Below are 16,218 nucleotides of genomic sequence, written 5' to 3'. Positions count from 1 at the left end.
GAACCTCAGGCCATACTGTGGCACGGCAGGCCGCGCGCGTGCAGAACGCCGTGGCGAAGCCGCTTCGACTCGCCCGGAGTCACGGGTGTTCCTGCGCGGTGGGAATCGCGGCAGGGCTCGATCACGGCGTCGCCCCCTTCAGCGCGGGACCGGACTGTACCCCAATTCCCACGAAAGCTTCTGCGCGCACTCACGCAGCGGCGTATCCACGGCCCCGTTCCAGCCGATATCGAACGCGCCTTCGTGCCCCAGCGCGATCAGGCCGAGCGCGAGATCGCCCGTCGCATCGAATACCGGTGTGCAGAACGCGTGGATCGTCGGCAGCAGCATGCCCTCGACCCGCGCCGCGCCGTGCTCGCGCACCTCGGCGAGCGTGCGCTCGAGCTCCGCGGCCGTGCGCGGCGTCGAACCCGTATGGGACTGGCGCGCGCTCGCCAGCTCGCGCTCGATCATCGGGCCAGTCTTGCTGCGCGGCAGGTAGGCCGCAAACAGCAGGCCGGTGGCGGAACTCAGCATCGGCATCACGTCGCCGAGCCGCAGCGACGCCTTGGCCGGATGGCTCGACTCCATCCAGTGCACGACGGTCGGCCCCTGATTGCCCCATACGGCAATGCCCACGGTCACGTCCAGCCGGTCGTGCAGTTCCGCCAGCGCGATGCGCGCGAGCTTCACGCCGTCCACGCGCGCGAGCCGCGCGAGACCCAGTTGCAGCGCGAATCCGCCCAGTTCGTAGCGGCCCGAGAGCGGGTCTTGCGCCACCACGCCGAGCCGCAGAAAGCTCACCAGATAGCGGTGCGCCTTCGCCGGGCTCATGCCCGCGCGTTGGGCGAGGTCGCGCAGCATCATCGCGCGCGGTTCGCTCGTCAGCACGTCGAGCAGGCGAAACCCCACCTCGATCGACTGGATGCCCGAGCGCAGCTTTTCTTCGCCGGATTCGGCCGATTCAGCGGATTCTGCGTTCTCGGCGGCCTCGGCGAACGCGTCGGCGCCGGAGTCGTCCGCTTCAGCGGGATCGCCGGGATCGGCGCGGCGGGAGGACAGCGAGGGGGAGCGGGAAGATGGCGGCATGGATGTCGTTTTGATTCAAGCGAAGGCAGGCGGCGCGCGAGGCGGGCCGCGTGGCCTGCGAGCCCCCTTGGGCCGCGCCGATTCACCATCGTAGAATACATTTCCTCTATCGTCATCCGCACAACGCACGAGCCTCCATGAAACTTGCCACGCTGAAGGACGGCACCCGCGACGGTCAGCTGATCGTCGTTTCCCGCGACCTGCGTACGGCGGCGATCGCCGACACGATCGCGCCGACGCTGCAACGCGTGCTCGACGACTGGCGCTTCTATGCGCCGCAACTGCTCGATCTCTACGACACGCTCAACCACGGCCGCGCGCGCAACGCGTTCGGCTTCGACGCCCGCGACTGCATGGCGCCGCTGCCGCGCGCGTATCAATGGGCGGACGGCTCGTCCTACGTGAACCACGTCGAACTCGTGCGCCGCGCGCGCGGCGCCGACATGCCGCCCGAGTTCTGGACCGATCCGCTCATGTACCAGGGCGGCAGCGACGACTTCATCGGGCCGGCCGAAGACATCGTGTGCGCCTCCGAGGCCTTCGGCATCGACTTCGAGGCCGAGGTGGCGGTGATCACGGGCGACGTGTCGATGGGCGTCACCCCCGACGAGGCGCTTCGCGCGATCCGGCTCGTCACGCTCGTCAACGACGTCTCGCTGCGCAACCTGATTCCCGCGGAGCTCGCGAAGGGTTTCGGCTTCTTCCAGAGCAAGCCGGCCACGTCGTTTGCGCCCGTCGCCGTGACGCCCGACGAGCTCGGCGGCCACTGGCGCGAGGGCCGCGTGCATCTGCCGCTGGTGGTGCACTGGAACGGCCGGAAAGTGGGCCAGCCCGACGCGGGCACGGACATGGTGTTCCACTTCGGCCAGCTGATCGCCCACGCGGCGAAGACGCGCAATCTGCGCGCAGGCGCCATCGTGGGCTCGGGCACGGTCTCGAACAAGGATCCCAAACGCGGCTACTGCTGCATCGCGGAGAAGCGCTGCCTCGAAACGATCGAGCACGGCGCGGCGAGCACGGAGTTCATGAAGTTCGGCGACACCGTGAAGATCGAGATGCTCGACGAAACGGGCAAGTCGATCTTCGGCGCAATCGACCAGGCGGTGGCGCCCGCGGCCGACGCCGCCTGAAAGCCCGGTGGCGGTACGGAATGCGGCACGGAATGCGTCGACTCGAAAGGGTTTCGCCCGATGCCGCGGGCAAGACACGCGGCTACACTGGCGAACGCTCGCCGCCGCGCTCACGAGGCGCGGCGGCGAGCGCGCCCTGATGTGCCCTTATAGGCCCTGACATGCCCGGAGGTGCCGCAGGGCCGGAAGTCGTACGAAGAATACGTCACGCACGATAACGAGGAGACGCCATGCAGCACGCCCGCACCCGCCGTCCCGCCGCTTCGCTCTGGCTGGTGGCGCTCGCCAGCTTCCTTTGCCCCGCTCTCGCACTTGCCCAGGTCAAGATCGGCCTCGTGCTCTCGCTCACGGGCCCGGCCGCGTCGCTCGGCATCCCCGCGCGCGACACGGCCGCGATGTTCCCCACCGAGATCGCCGGCCAGAAAGTGCAGTACATCGTCCTCGACGATGCCTCGGACACCACTCAGGCCGTGCAGGACACGAAGAAGCTGATCGACGAAGACCACGTGGACGCGATCATCGGCTCGTCGATCACGCCGAACACGCTCGCGATGCTCGACGTGGTCGCCCAGGGCCAGACGCCTACGATCTCGCTCGCCTCGTCGGCGAAGATCATCGAGCCCGTGGACGAGAAGCGCCGCTGGATGTTCAAGACCCCGCAGACCGACGCCATGATGGCCGGCGCGATCGTCGAGCATGCGGTCGCGCACAACGTGAAGACGCTCGCCTACATCGGCCAGGCCGACGCGCTGGGCGAGACCTTCTACGCCGAAGTCGCGAAGGCCGCGCAGCAGCACGGCATCGGGATCGTCGCGAACGAGCGCTTCAATCGCACCGATCCCTCGGTCACGGGCCAGGTGCTGAAGATCGTGGCCGCGAACCCGGACGCGGTGGTGGTGGGCGCGGCCGGCACGCCCGCGGCGCTGCCGCCCCGAGCGCTCAAGGAGCGCGGCTACAAGGGCCTCATCTATCACAATCACGGCGTGGGCAACCGCGACTTCCTGCGCGTGTGCGGCGCGGACTGCAACGGCACCTTCCTGCCGGCGAGCCCCGTGCTCGTGGCCGCACAACTGCCCGAGGACTATCCGGGCCGGCGCCTCGCGCTCGACTATATTTCGAGGTACGAAACACGCTACGGCGCGGGCACCGTGTCGGCGTTCGGTGCCTATACGTGGGACGCGGGCCTGCTGCTGCAAGGCGCGATTCCCGTGGCGCTCAAGTCCGCCGCGCCCGGCACGCCCGCGTTTCGCGCGGCGCTGCGCGATGCGCTCGAATCCACGCGGGGTCTCGGCGACACCAACGGCGTGGTCAACATGAGCGCGACCGATCACCTGGGCCTCGATGCGCACGCACGCGTGATGGTCGAGATCCGCGACGGCAAGTGGCTCTATCAGCCGCGTTGACGCGTGCGTCGATGGGCTGTGCATCGACGCCTTAACCATTCAACATTCGAAGCCGGGAGGCAGCGCCATGAACGACTCTCCATACGCCCACTATCACGCCTTGCGCGTGCGGCGGCACGAACACGGCATCGTCGAGATCGTGATGAGCGGGGAAGGCGCGAACAAGAGCGGCCTCGCCACCGCCGACGCGAACATGCACCGCGAGCTCGCCGAAATCTGGCGCGACGTGGATCGCGATCCGGACGCGCGCGTAGCCGTGATACGCGGCGAAGGCAAGGGCTTTTCGGCGGGCGGCGACCTCGCGCTCGTCGAGGACATGGCCACCCACTTCGAGGTGCGCGCACGCGTCTGGCGCGAGGCGCGCGACCTCGTCTACAACGTGATCAACTGCGGCAAGCCCATCGTTTCGGCGATGCACGGCCCGGCGGTGGGCGCGGGGCTCGTCGCGGGACTTCTGGCCGACATCTCGATCGCGACGAAGACGGCGCGCATCATCGACGGTCATACGCGTCTCGGCGTGGCCGCCGGCGATCACGCGGCGATCGTGTGGCCGCTCCTGTGCGGCATGGCGAAGGCGAAGTACTACCTGCTGCTGTGCGAGCCCGTGAGCGGCGAGGAAGCCGAGCGCATCGGCCTCGTTTCGCTCGCCGTGGACGAAAACGATCTGCTGCCGAAGGCGTTCGAGGTGGCGAAGCGCCTCGCGACCGGCTCTCAAACGGCGGTGCGCTGGACCAAATACGCGCTCAACAACTGGCTGCGCATGGCAGGACCGAATTTCGATACCTCGCTCGCGCTCGAATTCATGGGCTTCTCCGGCCCCGACGTGCGCGAGGGCGTGCAGTCGCTGCGCGAGCGGCGCGCGCCGGACTTCCCCGGAGGCGATCCGTTCACGTTCTGATCGCGTTCCGATGTGCGCCGCGAGTCGCCTCGCGCGGTATGATCGGACAAGACACGCGAACGCCGCAGTTCTCGAACACTTATCGTGTCACTCAACCCCTGCGAGGAGATCCGCATGACTGACCCAGCCGGCTCCGTGCCGCCGTTCCCGGGCTTTCCCGGCTTCCCGCCCGCCGAGATGCTCGACCGCATGTGGGGGATGATGCGCCTCACGCCGTTCGGCAGCGCGTTCCCCGGCAGCGAGCCGGGCATCGCGCAGGGCTTCGGCCCCTCGCTTTCGATGATGTCGGACATGATGACGCCGCTCACCAACATCGAAGAGCTCGACAAGCGCATCACCGACCTGCGCGCCGTCGAGCAGTGGCTCAAGCTCAATCTGAGCATGCTGCAGTCGGCCATTCAGGCGCTCGAGGTGCAGCGGGCGACGCTTTCCACCTTGCGTGCGTTCGGCGCGTTCGCGCAGTCGCAGATGACGCCGCCGCCCGAGCCTTCGCATGGCAGTGCGCAGGCGCCGCGCGAGAAGGCGGCGGCTTCCGCATCGGCCGAGGCGGCAGGTCCGGCTGGCGGGGCCGATGCCGCGGAGAACGCGCCCCCGCCGGGCTTCGATACGTCGGCATGGTGGAACCTGCTGCAGTCCCAGTTCAACCAGCTCGCGCAGTTTGCGATGGCGCAGCCCGCGGCTGGGGCGCCAGGCGAAGCGGCCGCGGCGGGCGAGCCTGCCGGAGCGGGCGGGAAGCCCGCAGCGAGGCGCGCCGCGGGCAAATCGTCCGCCTCGCGCAGCACGAAAAAGGCGCCCGCGCAGCCCGAGTGACGCGCGCGGCGCACGCTTGAACCGCGCCCGCGAGGGCGCTTACGGGGAGCGTCTGCATCATGCGGCTTGCGCTCGTGATGATGGGCGGCGGAGCGCGCGCGGCCTACCAGGCCGGCGCGTTGCGCGCACTGGCGGAGCTGGCCGAGGAGGCCGAACCGGGCCGCCATGCCATGCCGTTCACGGTGATCTGCGGCACCTCGGCCGGCGCGATCAACGCCACCTCCATCGCCAGTCACGCCGATCACTTCGCGAAGGGCGCCGAGCAGCTCGTGAAAGTCTGGTCGAGCCTGAGCGCCGACCAGGTGTATCGCACCGACTGGCCCGGCGTGGCCGCCGCGGGCGCACGCTGGCTCGGCGCACTCGCGTTCGGCTGGGCCACCTTCGGGCTCGCCGCGCGGCGCACGCCCCGCACGCTGTTCGACAACGCGCCGCTTGCCCGCCTGCTCGCGCACACCCTGAGTTTTCACCGCATCGAACAGATGCTCGACGAGCGGCGTCTTCATGCCGTTTCCGTCACGGCGCTCAGCTACTCGTCGGGGCGGCATCTCACCTTTTATCAGGCGTGCGAACCCATCAGCGCCTGGCGCCGCGCGCAGCGCACGGCGCGCATGGTGGCGCTCACGCCCGAGCATCTGCTCGCCTCGGCGGCCATTCCCTATGTGTTCCCGGCGGTGCGCCTCGAACTCGACGGCCGCCACGAGTACTTCGGCGACGGCTCGATTCGCCAGATCGCGCCGCTCAGTCCCGCGATTCACTTCGGCGCGCAGCGCATCGTCGTGATCGGCGCGGCCGCGCCCGCACCCGAGGTGCCCGCCGCGCGTCCCGACATCGACACCTATCCGACGCTCGCGCAGATCGGCCAGCAGGTCATGGCGAGCGTTTTTCTCGATGCGCTCGGCGCCGACATCGAGCGCGTGGAGCACATCAACCGCATGGTCCGGCACCTGCCGGAAACGGTGGAGCCCGAGAGCGGCTGGCGGCTCGTGGAGGTGCTGGCGATTGCGCCCAGCGAGCGCATCGAGCTGATCGCGGCACGCCATCTGCAGGCGTTGCCCGCTTCGGTGCGCGTGCTGCTGGGGGCGATGGGCGGCAATCGCGCGTCGGGGGCCGCGTTCGCGAGCTACCTGCTGTTCGAAGAGGCGTTCACGCGCGAGCTGATCGAGCTCGGCTACCGCGATGCGCTCGCGCAGCGCGACGTCCTTTTGAGCTGGCTCAAAGCCCCGACCGCGGGCGCGGGCGAGCATCCGGAGAGGCGCCGGATCTGAAATGTCGGCGTGCTATCATGGTGTAAGGTTTTTTCGGCTGTGTGGCCGTGTTTTGACGTCGTTTGACCCGGTTCGGCGAGCTTTCCACGACGAAAGCGGCCTGGCCCGGGGAGAGGGATGACCGGCAGCGCTGCGGCAATCGGCTGCGGGGCCGCTACCGGCAACGGCTCGCCGGGTTCTTCCGATCCCGGTCGGGTCCGGCGTCGCGGGCATGGCCCGCATGAACACATCGGCGGGTTCGAGGCATGGAGCAGCTACCCAGAACCCGCAGGCCGCTCTCAAACGGGTACAAAACGGGTACAAGGATTGCCGCGCGGCAGACGCAAGTCGCTGCCGGATGGTTCTGGGCGGCCGATTACCGCGTAAAATTGAATGCTTTTCGCCTGCGTGTCGCGTTTTCCCCGCGCTCACGCGGCATGCAACATTCGTTAGGGGCGCGTCACGCGTGCGTCATGCGCAGATCAGGGGCGGGACTATGAACACGATGCTTTATCCGGAACTTTACAAATCGCTCGAATCGGTCCGTTGGGACATGGAAAAGGACATTCCCTGGGACCAGTTCGACGCGTCGCTCCTCACGGACGAGCAGGCGAAGACCATCAAGATGAATGCCATCACCGAATGGTCCGCGCTGCCGGCCACGGAGATGTTCCTGCGCGACAACCATCACGACAGCGACTTCTCCGCGTTCATGAGCGTGTGGTTCTTCGAAGAGCAGAAGCACTCGCTCGTGCTCATGGAGTATCTGCGCCGCTTCAAGCCGGAACTCGTGCCGACCGAAGAGGAACTGCACGCGGTGCGCTTCGAATTCGATCCGGCGCCGCCGCTCGAAACGCTGATGCTGCACTTCTGTGGTGAGATCCGCCTGAACCACTGGTACCGCCGCGCGGCCGAATGGCACACGGAACCCGTCATCAAGGCGATCTACGAAACCATCTCGCGCGACGAGGCGCGCCACGGGGGCGCCTACCTGCGCTACATGAAGAAGGCGCTCACGAACTGCGGCGACGTCGCGCGCGCGGCGTTCGCGAAGATCGGCGTGCTGATGGCTTCGGCGCGCCGCACCGAAAAGCCGCTGCACCCGACGAACCTGCACGTGAATCAGGCGCTGTTCCCGCGCGACACCGTGCAGTCGCGCCTGCCCGATCCGGAATGGCTCGAGCGCTGGCTCGACGAGCAGATCCGCTTCGACGACGGCTGGGAAAAGAAGGTGGTCGAGCGCATTCTGCACAACCTCTCGATCCTGTTCGAGCGCACGTTCACCACGGCGCAGGAACTGAACCGCTACCGCAAAGAAGTGGTCTCGCGCCTGCAGGCCGATCAGGGCTCGCAGCAGCAACCCGCCTGAGCGGTACGCGTGCGCGTGGGCAACTGGTCCGCGCGCCGCACCGCACAGCACAGACGGCCCGGGCGCTCGCGTTGCCGGGCCGTTGTTTTTGGCTTTACCGTTTGACCTTTCCCGTCACGACCCGATTTCAGCCGATGCCCGTTTCCTTCGAACGCAAGATCACGACCCGCGAAGCGCTCGCGCAACTGCGGCCCACGCTCGCCGGCCCGGTGGTGTTCACCAACGGCGTCTTCGACATCCTGCACCGCGGGCACGTCACCTATCTCGCCGATGCGAAGGCGCTCGGCGCGACGCTGATCGTCGGGGTGAACAGCGATGCGTCGGTGCGCATGCTGGGCAAGGGCGACGACCGCCCCATCAATACCGAAGCGGACCGCATGGCGCTGCTCGCGGCGCTGGAAAGCGTGGACTGGGTGGTGGGCTTCGGCGAGCGCACCCCGATCGAGCTGATCGAGGCGGTGCATCCGGACGTGCTGGTGAAAGGCGGCGACTACGACATGGACGCGCTGCCCGAGTCGGCGCTCGTGCGCAGCTGGGGCGGGCGGGCGCTGGCGATTGCGTTCGAGCACGATCGCTCGACCACGAAGCTGCTGAAGAAGGTACGCGGCGACGCGGCCTGAGCGGCTTTCGTTGCCCGTTGTTGCATTAAGCCGAACGAAGGCTTGACTACTGCGTCAGCGCCGAGGCCTGCACTGCGGGATCGGCCACCGGGCCGCCCACCACGGGCACATCGGCCGATTCGGAAGCCGGGATCGGCCGCACGGCTAGGCGCTCCGGATGGATCTGCCGGTTCAGCGGCAGGCTGTCGCGCGAGCCCGAGGCGGGCGTCGGGCCGAAGACGCCGCGGATCGCCGAAAAGGCGACCAGGTTGGCGAGAATCAGAATGGCGATCAGCCAGCGCAGCATCGTATGAAGCTCCGTCGATATCGATTTCGTTAGTCCGCCGCTACTCACCGCTACTCATCGCTTCCCGCCGCTATCCGGCGCGAGGCGCGTATGCGGCGCGTTTGTGCGTGCGGCAAGCTCGCGCTCAGGCCTCGGCCGCGATCAGTGCAAGTCCGGCGAGCACCAGCGCGTCGTGGCGAGTATGCGGCACCTTGAGTGCGGCTGTCACTTCCGCGGCGGCGCCGCCGCTCACCACCAGCCGCACCGTCTCCTTCCATTCGTCCTGCAGATCCGCCCACGCGCGCTCGATCAGCGCCGCCTGTGCCAGCGCGCAGCCCGCGGAGATGGCGCGCTTCGTATCCGTGGCAAAACGCGGGCCCGTCTGGGCGTTGCCTGCTTCACCGGCGCCTCGCGCCGCCCCGCCGATCAGGCCGCGCGCCGCGGGCGCGTCGAGCACCGGCAACTGCGCCGTGTGTTCGCCGAGCGAGCGCATCATCAGCGTCCAGCCCGGCGCAATCAGGCCGCCGACGAACGTGCCGTCCGCGCGCAGCGCCTCGAGCGTCGTGGCCGTGCCGAAGGTCGCGATCAGGAGCGGCTCGCCCGGAAAGGCCGCGTGCGCGCCGATCATGCCGGCCCAGCGGTCGCTGCCGAGCGCGTCGGGCGTCGTGTAGCCGTTGGTCACGCCGCATTGCTGCGCGCACGCGCGGATCACGGTGCGCGGCAGGCCCGGCCAGCGCGCCTCCACGAGTGCGGCAAGGCGTTCTGCGACCGCTTCGCCCGCCACGTTCGAGATCCACGCGCTCGCGGGCGCGGGCAGATCGGCCCAACCCGGCAGTTCTAGCGTGCCTGCCAGCACCGCCGCGAGGCTCTCGTGATTCGCCGCACCCGCATGGGCGAGCGTGCCGGCCGCGTCGGCGATTGCCCATTTGATCCGGCTGTTGCCGGCGTCGATGAGCAGGAAAGGCGGCTTCGCAGCGGGCCGGGGCGCCGCGCTCATGCGCCGCCGTCCGTGATGCGCAACGAAACGTCGCCGGTCGTGACCGTTTCGCGGCCGTTCGCCGTATCGACCAGCAGTTGACCGCGTTCGTCCACGCCCACCGCCGTGCCGCGCATGATCTCCTTGCCTTGCTCGAACAGCGTCACCTGGCGGCCCGCATAGGCGTGACACGCGTTCCAGCGTGCCTGGAACGGCGCGAAGCCTGCCGCGCCGAAGCGCTTGAGCGCGGCTTCGAGCGCGTTGAGCTCGGCGGCGAGGGTATCGGTGAGATTCGCGTTCGGCCACGCGCGCGAGAGCGCCGTGGGCGTCGTGCCCGGCACCGCCGGGGCGTCGGCGCCCGCGTTGAGCGCGTCGATCTTCGCGGCCAGCGCGTCGGCGCCGCGCACATTGGTGCCGATGCCGATCACGACGGCCGTGGCGTCGGGCGTGCTCCACGCGGTCTCGACGAGGATGCCCACCAGCTTGTCGCCTTCGAGCAGCACGTCGTTGGGCCACTTGAGCGCGATCTGGCCGGGCGCGGCGACGGGCAGCGTGCGCAGGCCGTCCACGAGCGCCGAGCCGATCGCGAGGGAGAGGCCCGCGAGGCCGTCGATCGGGCGCGGCAGCACGCAGGCAAGCGAGAACAGCAACGCGTCGCCGGGCTGCGCAACCCAGCTGCGCCCGCGCCGGCCCCGGCCCGCGGTCTGCAGGTAGGCCACGCGCACGAGCGGCCGCGCGAGCGCGTCGGCGCGCTGGGGCAGGGTCTTCATGCGTGCCATCAGGTCGGCGTTGGTCGAGCCGGTTTCCTCGACGATCTCGATGGGCCAGTCGTGGGCCGCCGGCCCGAACAGCGTGATCGCGCGGTCGCGGTCGATGCGCCAGTCGCCGGCGGGCGGAGTAGCGGAGGAAGAAGAGGTCGCGTTCATGTGCCGTATTGTAGTGGCTGGCGGCGCAGCGGCAGCCCGGCCGGGCGCAGTGCGCGCGTTGCGCCCAAATGAACGCCAAAAGGGGGCGCGTTCGCTACAATGACTGCTCCCCTCCTGCCCGAGCGCCCAGCCTTGACTCAAGAGACGCCACCCGGCCTCGACATTACGGCCGGCTCCAAAGGAAAGATCGTCCGCCTCTCGGGGCAATGGACCGCGCTTGCCCTCGCGCGCGACCGCGAGCGCGGCAAGGCGGCGCTGCGCCTGCGCGCGCTCGCGAGCGAGCCTGTCGGCGAGTGGGACCTGTCGGGCATCCAGCGCATGGACCACGTGGGCGGCCAGGCACTGTGGCGCGTCTGGGGCCACAAGCTGCCGACCAACCTGATCGCGCTCACCGATACGCAGCGCGACATCTTCCAGCGCATCGCGCTGCTCGACTCGGTGCGCGAACCCGTCGAGCAGGTGGTGCGCATCGATCCGGTCACGAAGCTCGGGCTCGCGATCTTCTCGTTCTTCGAACACCTGTACGGCGGCATCGGCATGCTCGGCCGCGTGATCCTCGATCTGCTGCGGATCCTGCGCCAGCCGAGGCTCACGCCCTGGATCGAGATCTCCGCGAACATCTACAACGCCGGCGCGCGGGCGCTGCCCATCACGGCGCTGGTGGCGTTCCTGATCGGCATCGTGCTCTCGTATCTTTCCGCGCAGCAGTTGCGGCTATTCGGCGCGAACCAGTACATCGTCAATATTCTCGGCCTCGCGGTGATCCGCGAACTCGGGCCGGTGCTCTCGGCGATTCTCGTGGCCGGGCGTTCGGGCTCGGCCATCACGGCGCAGATCGGCGTGATGCGCGTGACCGAGGAGCTCGACGCCATGCGCGTGATGGGCATCTCGCACGGCCTGCGCCTCATTCTGCCGCGCGTGATCGCGCTCGGCATCGCCATGCCGCTCCTCGTCACCTGGACCGACATCATCGCGCTCCTCGGCGGCGCGCTCGCGGCCAAGCTCGTGCTCGGCATCGACATTTCGTACTTCGTGCGTTCGCTGCCCAGCGTGGTGCCGATCGCGAACCTGTGGATCGGCCTCGGCAAGGGCGTGGCCTTCGGCATGCTGGTCGCCATCGTGGGCTGCCACTTCGGCTTTCGCATCAAGGCGAATTCGCGGAGTCTCGGCGAAGGCACGACCACCTCGGTCGTGACCTCGATCACGATCGTGATCCTCGCCGACGCCGTGTTCGCGATCCTGTTCCAGAACGTGGGGTTGTCATGAGCACGCCCGGCGCGAGGAACACGACGAACACGACGGGCACCCGCAGCACGCCGCTGAAGGAAGTCGTGCGCGATCTGCCGCTGCCGCAGATCGGCGAGCCCGTGGTGGAGGTGCGCAATCTCACGAAGCGCTATGGCCGCAATATCGTGCACCAGCATCTGGATCTCGATATCCGCAGCGGCGAGATCGTGACGATCGTGGGCGGATCGGGCTCCGGCAAGACCACGCTCGTGCGGCAGATTCTCGGGCTCGAGCGGCCCACCTCGGGCACGATCAAGCTGTTCGGCGAGGACCTCACGAAGATCGACGCCGAAGCCGCCCGCCTGATGCGCACGCGCACCGGCATGCTGTTCCAGCAAGGCGCGCTCTTTTCGTCGCTCACGGTGTTCGACAACATCGCGCAGCCCGTGCGGGAGCTGGGCAAGGTGCCGGAGGATCTGCTGCGCGACATCGTGATGCTCAAGCTCGAAATGGTGGGGCTGCCGTGCAAGCATGCTTCGAAGATGCCGGCGGCGCTCTCGGGCGGCATGGTCAAGCGCGTGGGTCTCGCGCGCGCGATCGTGCTGGAGCCCGAACTGCTCTTTCTCGACGAACCGACGGCGGGGCTCGATCCGCGCTCGTCGGACGAAGTGGTGGAACTCATCAGCACGCTGCATCGCGCGCTCGGGCTCACCGTCGTGCTGGTGACGCACGATCTCGACGCGATGGTCGCGCTGTCCACGCGCGTGGCCGTGCTGGCGGAGCGCCGCGTGCTGGTGGCGGCGCCGGTGGAGGAAGTGGCGGGCGTGGACGATCCGTTCATCCGCGAATATTTTCTGGGTATGCGAGGACGGCGCGCGTTGCAGGCGCTGCCGCCCGAGCGGCGCGCGAAGCTGCCGCCGGCGGCGCTCGCGCCGGCGTTCGGCATATCGGGAAGCTGATCGGGAAACTGACGGGCGCATTGCGGCGCCGGGGACCAAGGCTGCCGCCAACGAGGGAATCTGACGATGGAAAACAAACCGCATGCGTTCTGGGCCGGCCTCTTCACGATCGGCCTGTTGGTCGTGATCGCGCTGGTGGTGCTCTTCTTCAGCGCCGACCACGCCGTGCGCGTGCCCTACGACCTGATCTCGCGCACGAGCGTGACGGGCCTCTATCCGGACGCGGCCGTGCGCTATCGCGGCCTCGACGTCGGCAAGGTGGACACGATCCGCTTCGACCCGAACCGCCCCGGCGAGATCCGCATTCGCATTCTCGTGGACCAGAAGGCCCCCATGACGCGCTCCACCTACGGCACGCTCGCGCTGCAGGGCGTGACGGGGATCGCCTTCGTGCAGCTCGACGACAACGGCCAGGATCTCTCGCCGCTGTCGTCGTCGGAGGCGCACGTGGCCGAGCTGCCGCTGCGCCCGGGCCTGCTCGACCAGCTGCAGCGGCGCGGCGACGCGCTTCTGCGCAAGCTCGACAACATCGCCAGCGACATCGACGACCTGCTCTCCAACGATAACCGCAAGCAGCTGATGGCCACCGTCACGAGCCTGCAACAGGCCGCGGACAGCGCGAACACGCTCGCGAAGCAACTGGAGCCGACCACGAGCCGCCTGCCCGGCGCGGTGAGCGACCTGCAGCGCACGCTGCAATCGACGAACCAGCTGATCCAGAACGTGAACCGCCCGGACGGCCCGTTCCAGACCAACCTGAACAAGGCCGGCACGGCGGCGGCGCAGGCGGGCGCGGCGCTCGCCTCGATGGACGCGTCGATCCAGGATCTCTCCGGGCGGCTGGGTTACGACACGCTGCCGCGCGTCGATTCGCTGACCGAAGACGTGCGCTCGGCCATGCGCTCGGTGGACCGCGCGGCCGGTACGTTCAGCGTGAGCCCGAGCAGCGTGCTGTTCGGCGGCGCGCCGCGGCCCGCGCCGGGGCCGGGCGAGCCCGGCTTCACCTGGCCCGCGGCCGGGGCCGGGGCCTCGGGTGGTCAATGAGGTGGCCAATCAGGTGCCCATTCAGATGCCCATTCAGATGCCCAATCAGATGCCCAATCAGATGCCCAATCAGATGCCCATTAAGGCGAGCAATCCGCTGCGCCGGAGACCGGCCGCGCCGCGAACCGGGCGGCGCACGGCGCATCCGCAATACGTTCGACGCATGAAGCGCGGCGCGATCAGGGCGCCGCACGACCCAGAAGGAACTGCAATGTCACGCTCGACTTCCCACCTCGGCCGCGCCGCTTCCACGGCGCTGGCAGCGCTCGCGGCCCTCGCCGCCGCCACGCTCCTTGCGGCGTGCGCGGGCAACTCCGCAGCGCTCTCCGACATCCGCTACGACCTGGGACCGCCGGCGCAGGCGAGCGCGGCGGGCCCGCTGCCGCCGCTCAAGGTGCTCGAGGTGAGCGCGCCGCCGCCGCTCGACAACGACGGCATCCTCTACCGCCTGAGCGCCGACTCGCAGCGCTCGGCGCGCTATGCGAACAGCCGCTGGACGATGTCGCCGGCGCGCCTGCTCACGCTGCGCCTGCGCAACGTGCTCGGCACGCGTGCGACGGTGCTCTCGGGCGCCGACGCCGTGCAGGCGCCGATGCTCAAGGTCGAACTCGATCAGTTCGAGCAGGTGTTCGACAACCCGAACCAGAGCTCGGGCGTGCTCACCGCCCGCGCGACGCTGATGCAAGGCGGCAAGGTGATCGCGCAACGCGAGTTCGTCGCGCGCGCGCCGGCCGGCACGCCCGATGCGGCGGGCGGCGTGCATGCACTGGCCGCGGCCAGCGATGACTTCGTGAGCCAGGTGGGGGTGTGGCTCTCCTCGCAGCAGCGCGCGGGCACGCCCTGACCGGAGTGCCCGGGCGCCGGCCGCGTTCGACAGCAGGCCTTGAGCGCGAAGACGGCGCGGCGGCATGGTGAGGAAAGGGCGCATGAAGCGCCGTTCGCCGCGAAACGAGGGCGCCCGCCGCGCGACACCGGGCGGCGGCCTTGGTGAGCACGAGTGAGTGGCGGGAGCGTTCGCGCGGCGCTCGCTATAATCGACCGGTCCCTATGACGCATCGCGCGCCTGTCCCCTCGCGTGACAGGCACACGACGCGAACCACAAACGCATCGCACCGCGCGCGGCGCCCCGCTGGCTGCCGGGCGCGCGACCTGCACAGGTAGCTCCTGCCATGACCGACTCGTTCTACAAGTACCACGTCTTCTTTTGCCTGAACCAGCGCGAACCCGGCGCCGAGCGCCCGAGCTGCGCGAACTGCAACGCCCAGGCCATGCAGGAGTACGCGAAGAAGCGCGTGAAGCAACTGGGCCTCGCGGGCCCGGGCCAGGTGCGCATCAACAAGGCGGGCTGTCTCGACCGCTGCGAGGAAGGGCCGACTGTCGTCGTGTATCCCGAGGGCACCTGGTACACCTACGTCGACGAAGCCGACATCGACGAGATCGTCGTCTCGCATCTGCAGAACGGCCAGGTGGTCGAACGTCTGAAGATTTGACCTCCCGCTGACCGTTGATTGACCGATAAGGACTGCCGCGCGATGAACGCCCAGACCCAGAAATTCCAGATCGACGGCCCCGTCGGCAAGATCGAGTGCGCGCTCGACGTGCCCGACGCGGGTGCGCCCGCGCGCGGCATCGCGCTCGTGGCGCATCCGCATCCGCTCTTTGGCGGGACGATGGACAACAAGGTTGCGCAGACCCTCGCGCGCACGCTCGTGCAGCTCGGCTACACCACCTATCGCTCGAATTTTCGCGGCGTGGGCGAAACGGCCGGCACGCACGACAACGGCATCGGCGAACAGGACGACCTGCTCGAACTGCTCGCGTACATGCGCGCGCAGCCGGGCCAGGCCGACGTGCCGCTCGTGCTCGCGGGCTTCTCGTTCGGGACTTTCGTGCTCTCGCACGTCGCGAAGCGCTACCTCGAGGCGGGCGGCGCGATCGAGCGCATGGTGTTCGTCGGCACGGCCGCGAGCCGCTGGGAGGTCGCGCCGGTGCCCGAAAACACGCTCGTCGTGCACGGCGAGCTCGACGACACGGTGCCCATCCTCTCGGTGTACGAGTGGGCCCGGCCGCAGGAACTGCCGGTGGTCGTGATTCCGGGGGCGGAACACTTCCTGCATCGCAAGCTGCATATCCTCAAGCGCATCATCGTCGATGCCTGGCGCTGAGCGGGCCTGATCGTCTCCAGTCGTCCCTGGTCGTCCTTAATCGTCCCCCGTTTTATCGGCGCCACAACCTGCGGCGACCCATCGCGGCGCCGCAGGCCCGTGTGCGAAAAATGC

General features: G+C 68.8%; 17 protein-coding genes. 13 read left to right on the top strand and 4 right to left on the bottom strand.

The window, feature by feature from the left end; genetic code table 11:
• Positions 1-138: 138 nt before the first annotated feature.
• Positions 139-1,068 carry an IclR family transcriptional regulator gene (locus tag U5760_RS06385; protein ID WP_322010459.1) on the bottom strand — a complete coding sequence of 310 codons (930 nt, stop codon included), beginning with the start codon at positions 1,066-1,068 and terminating at the stop codon, positions 139-141.
• Between the two features lie 137 nt (positions 1,069-1,205).
• On the opposite strand from U5760_RS06385, the gene U5760_RS06380 reads away from it, so the two are divergent.
• The 7 genes from U5760_RS06380 to rfaE2 all read left to right on the top strand — a co-directional run bounded on the left by U5760_RS06380 (position 1,206) and on the right by rfaE2 (position 8,542).
• A complete protein-coding gene (locus U5760_RS06380; protein ID WP_322010457.1) occupies positions 1,206-2,198 on the top strand; it encodes a fumarylacetoacetate hydrolase family protein in 993 nt (330 codons plus the stop codon).
• A 230-nt stretch (positions 2,199-2,428) separates the two neighbouring features.
• Positions 2,429-3,601 carry an ABC transporter substrate-binding protein gene (locus tag U5760_RS06375; RefSeq protein ID WP_322010456.1) on the top strand — a complete coding sequence of 391 codons (1,173 nt, stop codon included), beginning with the start codon at positions 2,429-2,431 and terminating at the stop codon, positions 3,599-3,601.
• A 67-nt stretch (positions 3,602-3,668) separates the two neighbouring features.
• A complete protein-coding gene (locus U5760_RS06370; RefSeq protein ID WP_322010455.1) occupies positions 3,669-4,499 on the top strand; it encodes an enoyl-CoA hydratase/isomerase family protein in 831 nt (276 codons plus the stop codon).
• A 114-nt stretch (positions 4,500-4,613) separates the two neighbouring features.
• Complete coding sequence (locus U5760_RS06365) at positions 4,614-5,309, top strand: PhaM family polyhydroxyalkanoate granule multifunctional regulatory protein (RefSeq protein WP_322010453.1); 696 nt, start codon at positions 4,614-4,616, stop codon at positions 5,307-5,309.
• 59 nt (positions 5,310-5,368) lie between these two features.
• Complete coding sequence (locus tag U5760_RS06360; RefSeq protein WP_322010451.1) at positions 5,369-6,574, top strand: patatin-like phospholipase family protein; 1,206 nt, start codon at positions 5,369-5,371, stop codon at positions 6,572-6,574.
• A 475-nt stretch (positions 6,575-7,049) separates the two neighbouring features.
• Positions 7,050-7,922 carry a ferritin-like domain-containing protein gene (locus tag U5760_RS06355; protein ID WP_322010450.1) on the top strand — a complete coding sequence of 291 codons (873 nt, stop codon included), beginning with the start codon at positions 7,050-7,052 and terminating at the stop codon, positions 7,920-7,922.
• A 134-nt stretch (positions 7,923-8,056) separates the two neighbouring features.
• Positions 8,057-8,542, top strand: coding sequence for a D-glycero-beta-D-manno-heptose 1-phosphate adenylyltransferase (rfaE2, locus tag U5760_RS06350; protein ID WP_322010449.1), 486 nt, complete (start codon positions 8,057-8,059; stop codon positions 8,540-8,542).
• 46 nt (positions 8,543-8,588) lie between these two features.
• Here rfaE2 and U5760_RS06345 read toward each other — a convergent pair whose 3' ends face one another.
• From U5760_RS06345 to U5760_RS06335, 3 genes are all read right to left on the bottom strand, one after another.
• Positions 8,589-8,828 (bottom strand): hypothetical protein, encoded by a 240-nt coding sequence (locus tag U5760_RS06345; RefSeq protein ID WP_322010448.1) that lies wholly within the window; start codon positions 8,826-8,828, stop codon positions 8,589-8,591.
• 124 nt (positions 8,829-8,952) lie between these two features.
• On the bottom strand, positions 8,953-9,804 hold the full coding sequence (locus U5760_RS06340) for a type III pantothenate kinase (protein ID WP_322010447.1): 852 nt from the start codon (positions 9,802-9,804) through the stop codon (positions 8,953-8,955).
• On the bottom strand, positions 9,801-10,709 hold the full coding sequence (locus U5760_RS06335) for a biotin--[acetyl-CoA-carboxylase] ligase (protein ID WP_322010446.1): 909 nt from the start codon (positions 10,707-10,709) through the stop codon (positions 9,801-9,803). Before U5760_RS06335 ends, U5760_RS06340 begins: the two co-directional genes overlap by 4 nt.
• A 132-nt stretch (positions 10,710-10,841) precedes the next feature.
• On the opposite strand from U5760_RS06335, the gene U5760_RS06330 reads away from it, so the two are divergent.
• The 6 genes from U5760_RS06330 (at position 10,842) to U5760_RS06305 (ending at position 16,104) form a co-directional block, all read left to right on the top strand.
• Positions 10,842-11,975 (top strand): ABC transporter permease, encoded by a 1,134-nt coding sequence (locus U5760_RS06330; RefSeq protein ID WP_322010444.1) that lies wholly within the window; start codon positions 10,842-10,844, stop codon positions 11,973-11,975.
• Positions 11,972-12,895: an ABC transporter ATP-binding protein gene (locus tag U5760_RS06325; protein WP_322010442.1), complete on the top strand. Its 924-nt coding sequence runs from the start codon at positions 11,972-11,974 to the stop codon at positions 12,893-12,895. Before U5760_RS06330 ends, U5760_RS06325 begins: the two co-directional genes overlap by 4 nt.
• A 66-nt stretch (positions 12,896-12,961) precedes the next feature.
• A complete protein-coding gene (locus tag U5760_RS06320; RefSeq protein ID WP_322010440.1) occupies positions 12,962-13,939 on the top strand; it encodes an MlaD family protein in 978 nt (325 codons plus the stop codon).
• A gap of 211 nt (positions 13,940-14,150) precedes the next feature.
• Entirely contained in the window at positions 14,151-14,783 is a 633-nt protein-coding gene (locus U5760_RS06315; RefSeq protein ID WP_322010439.1) for an ABC-type transport auxiliary lipoprotein family protein, read from the top strand.
• Between the two features lie 325 nt (positions 14,784-15,108).
• A complete protein-coding gene (locus tag U5760_RS06310) occupies positions 15,109-15,429 on the top strand; it encodes a (2Fe-2S) ferredoxin domain-containing protein (protein ID WP_028227749.1) in 321 nt (106 codons plus the stop codon).
• Positions 15,430-15,471: 42 nt separating this feature from the next.
• A complete protein-coding gene (locus U5760_RS06305; protein ID WP_322010437.1) occupies positions 15,472-16,104 on the top strand; it encodes an alpha/beta hydrolase in 633 nt (210 codons plus the stop codon).
• Positions 16,105-16,218 lie beyond the last annotated feature (114 nt).

Source organism: Paraburkholderia sp. J12 (genome assembly GCF_905220215.1).
GTDB lineage: Bacteria > Pseudomonadota > Gammaproteobacteria > Burkholderiales > Burkholderiaceae > Paraburkholderia.
Note: the sequence above shows the minus strand (reverse complement) of the source record. Positions and strands in the feature narration are given on the sequence as shown.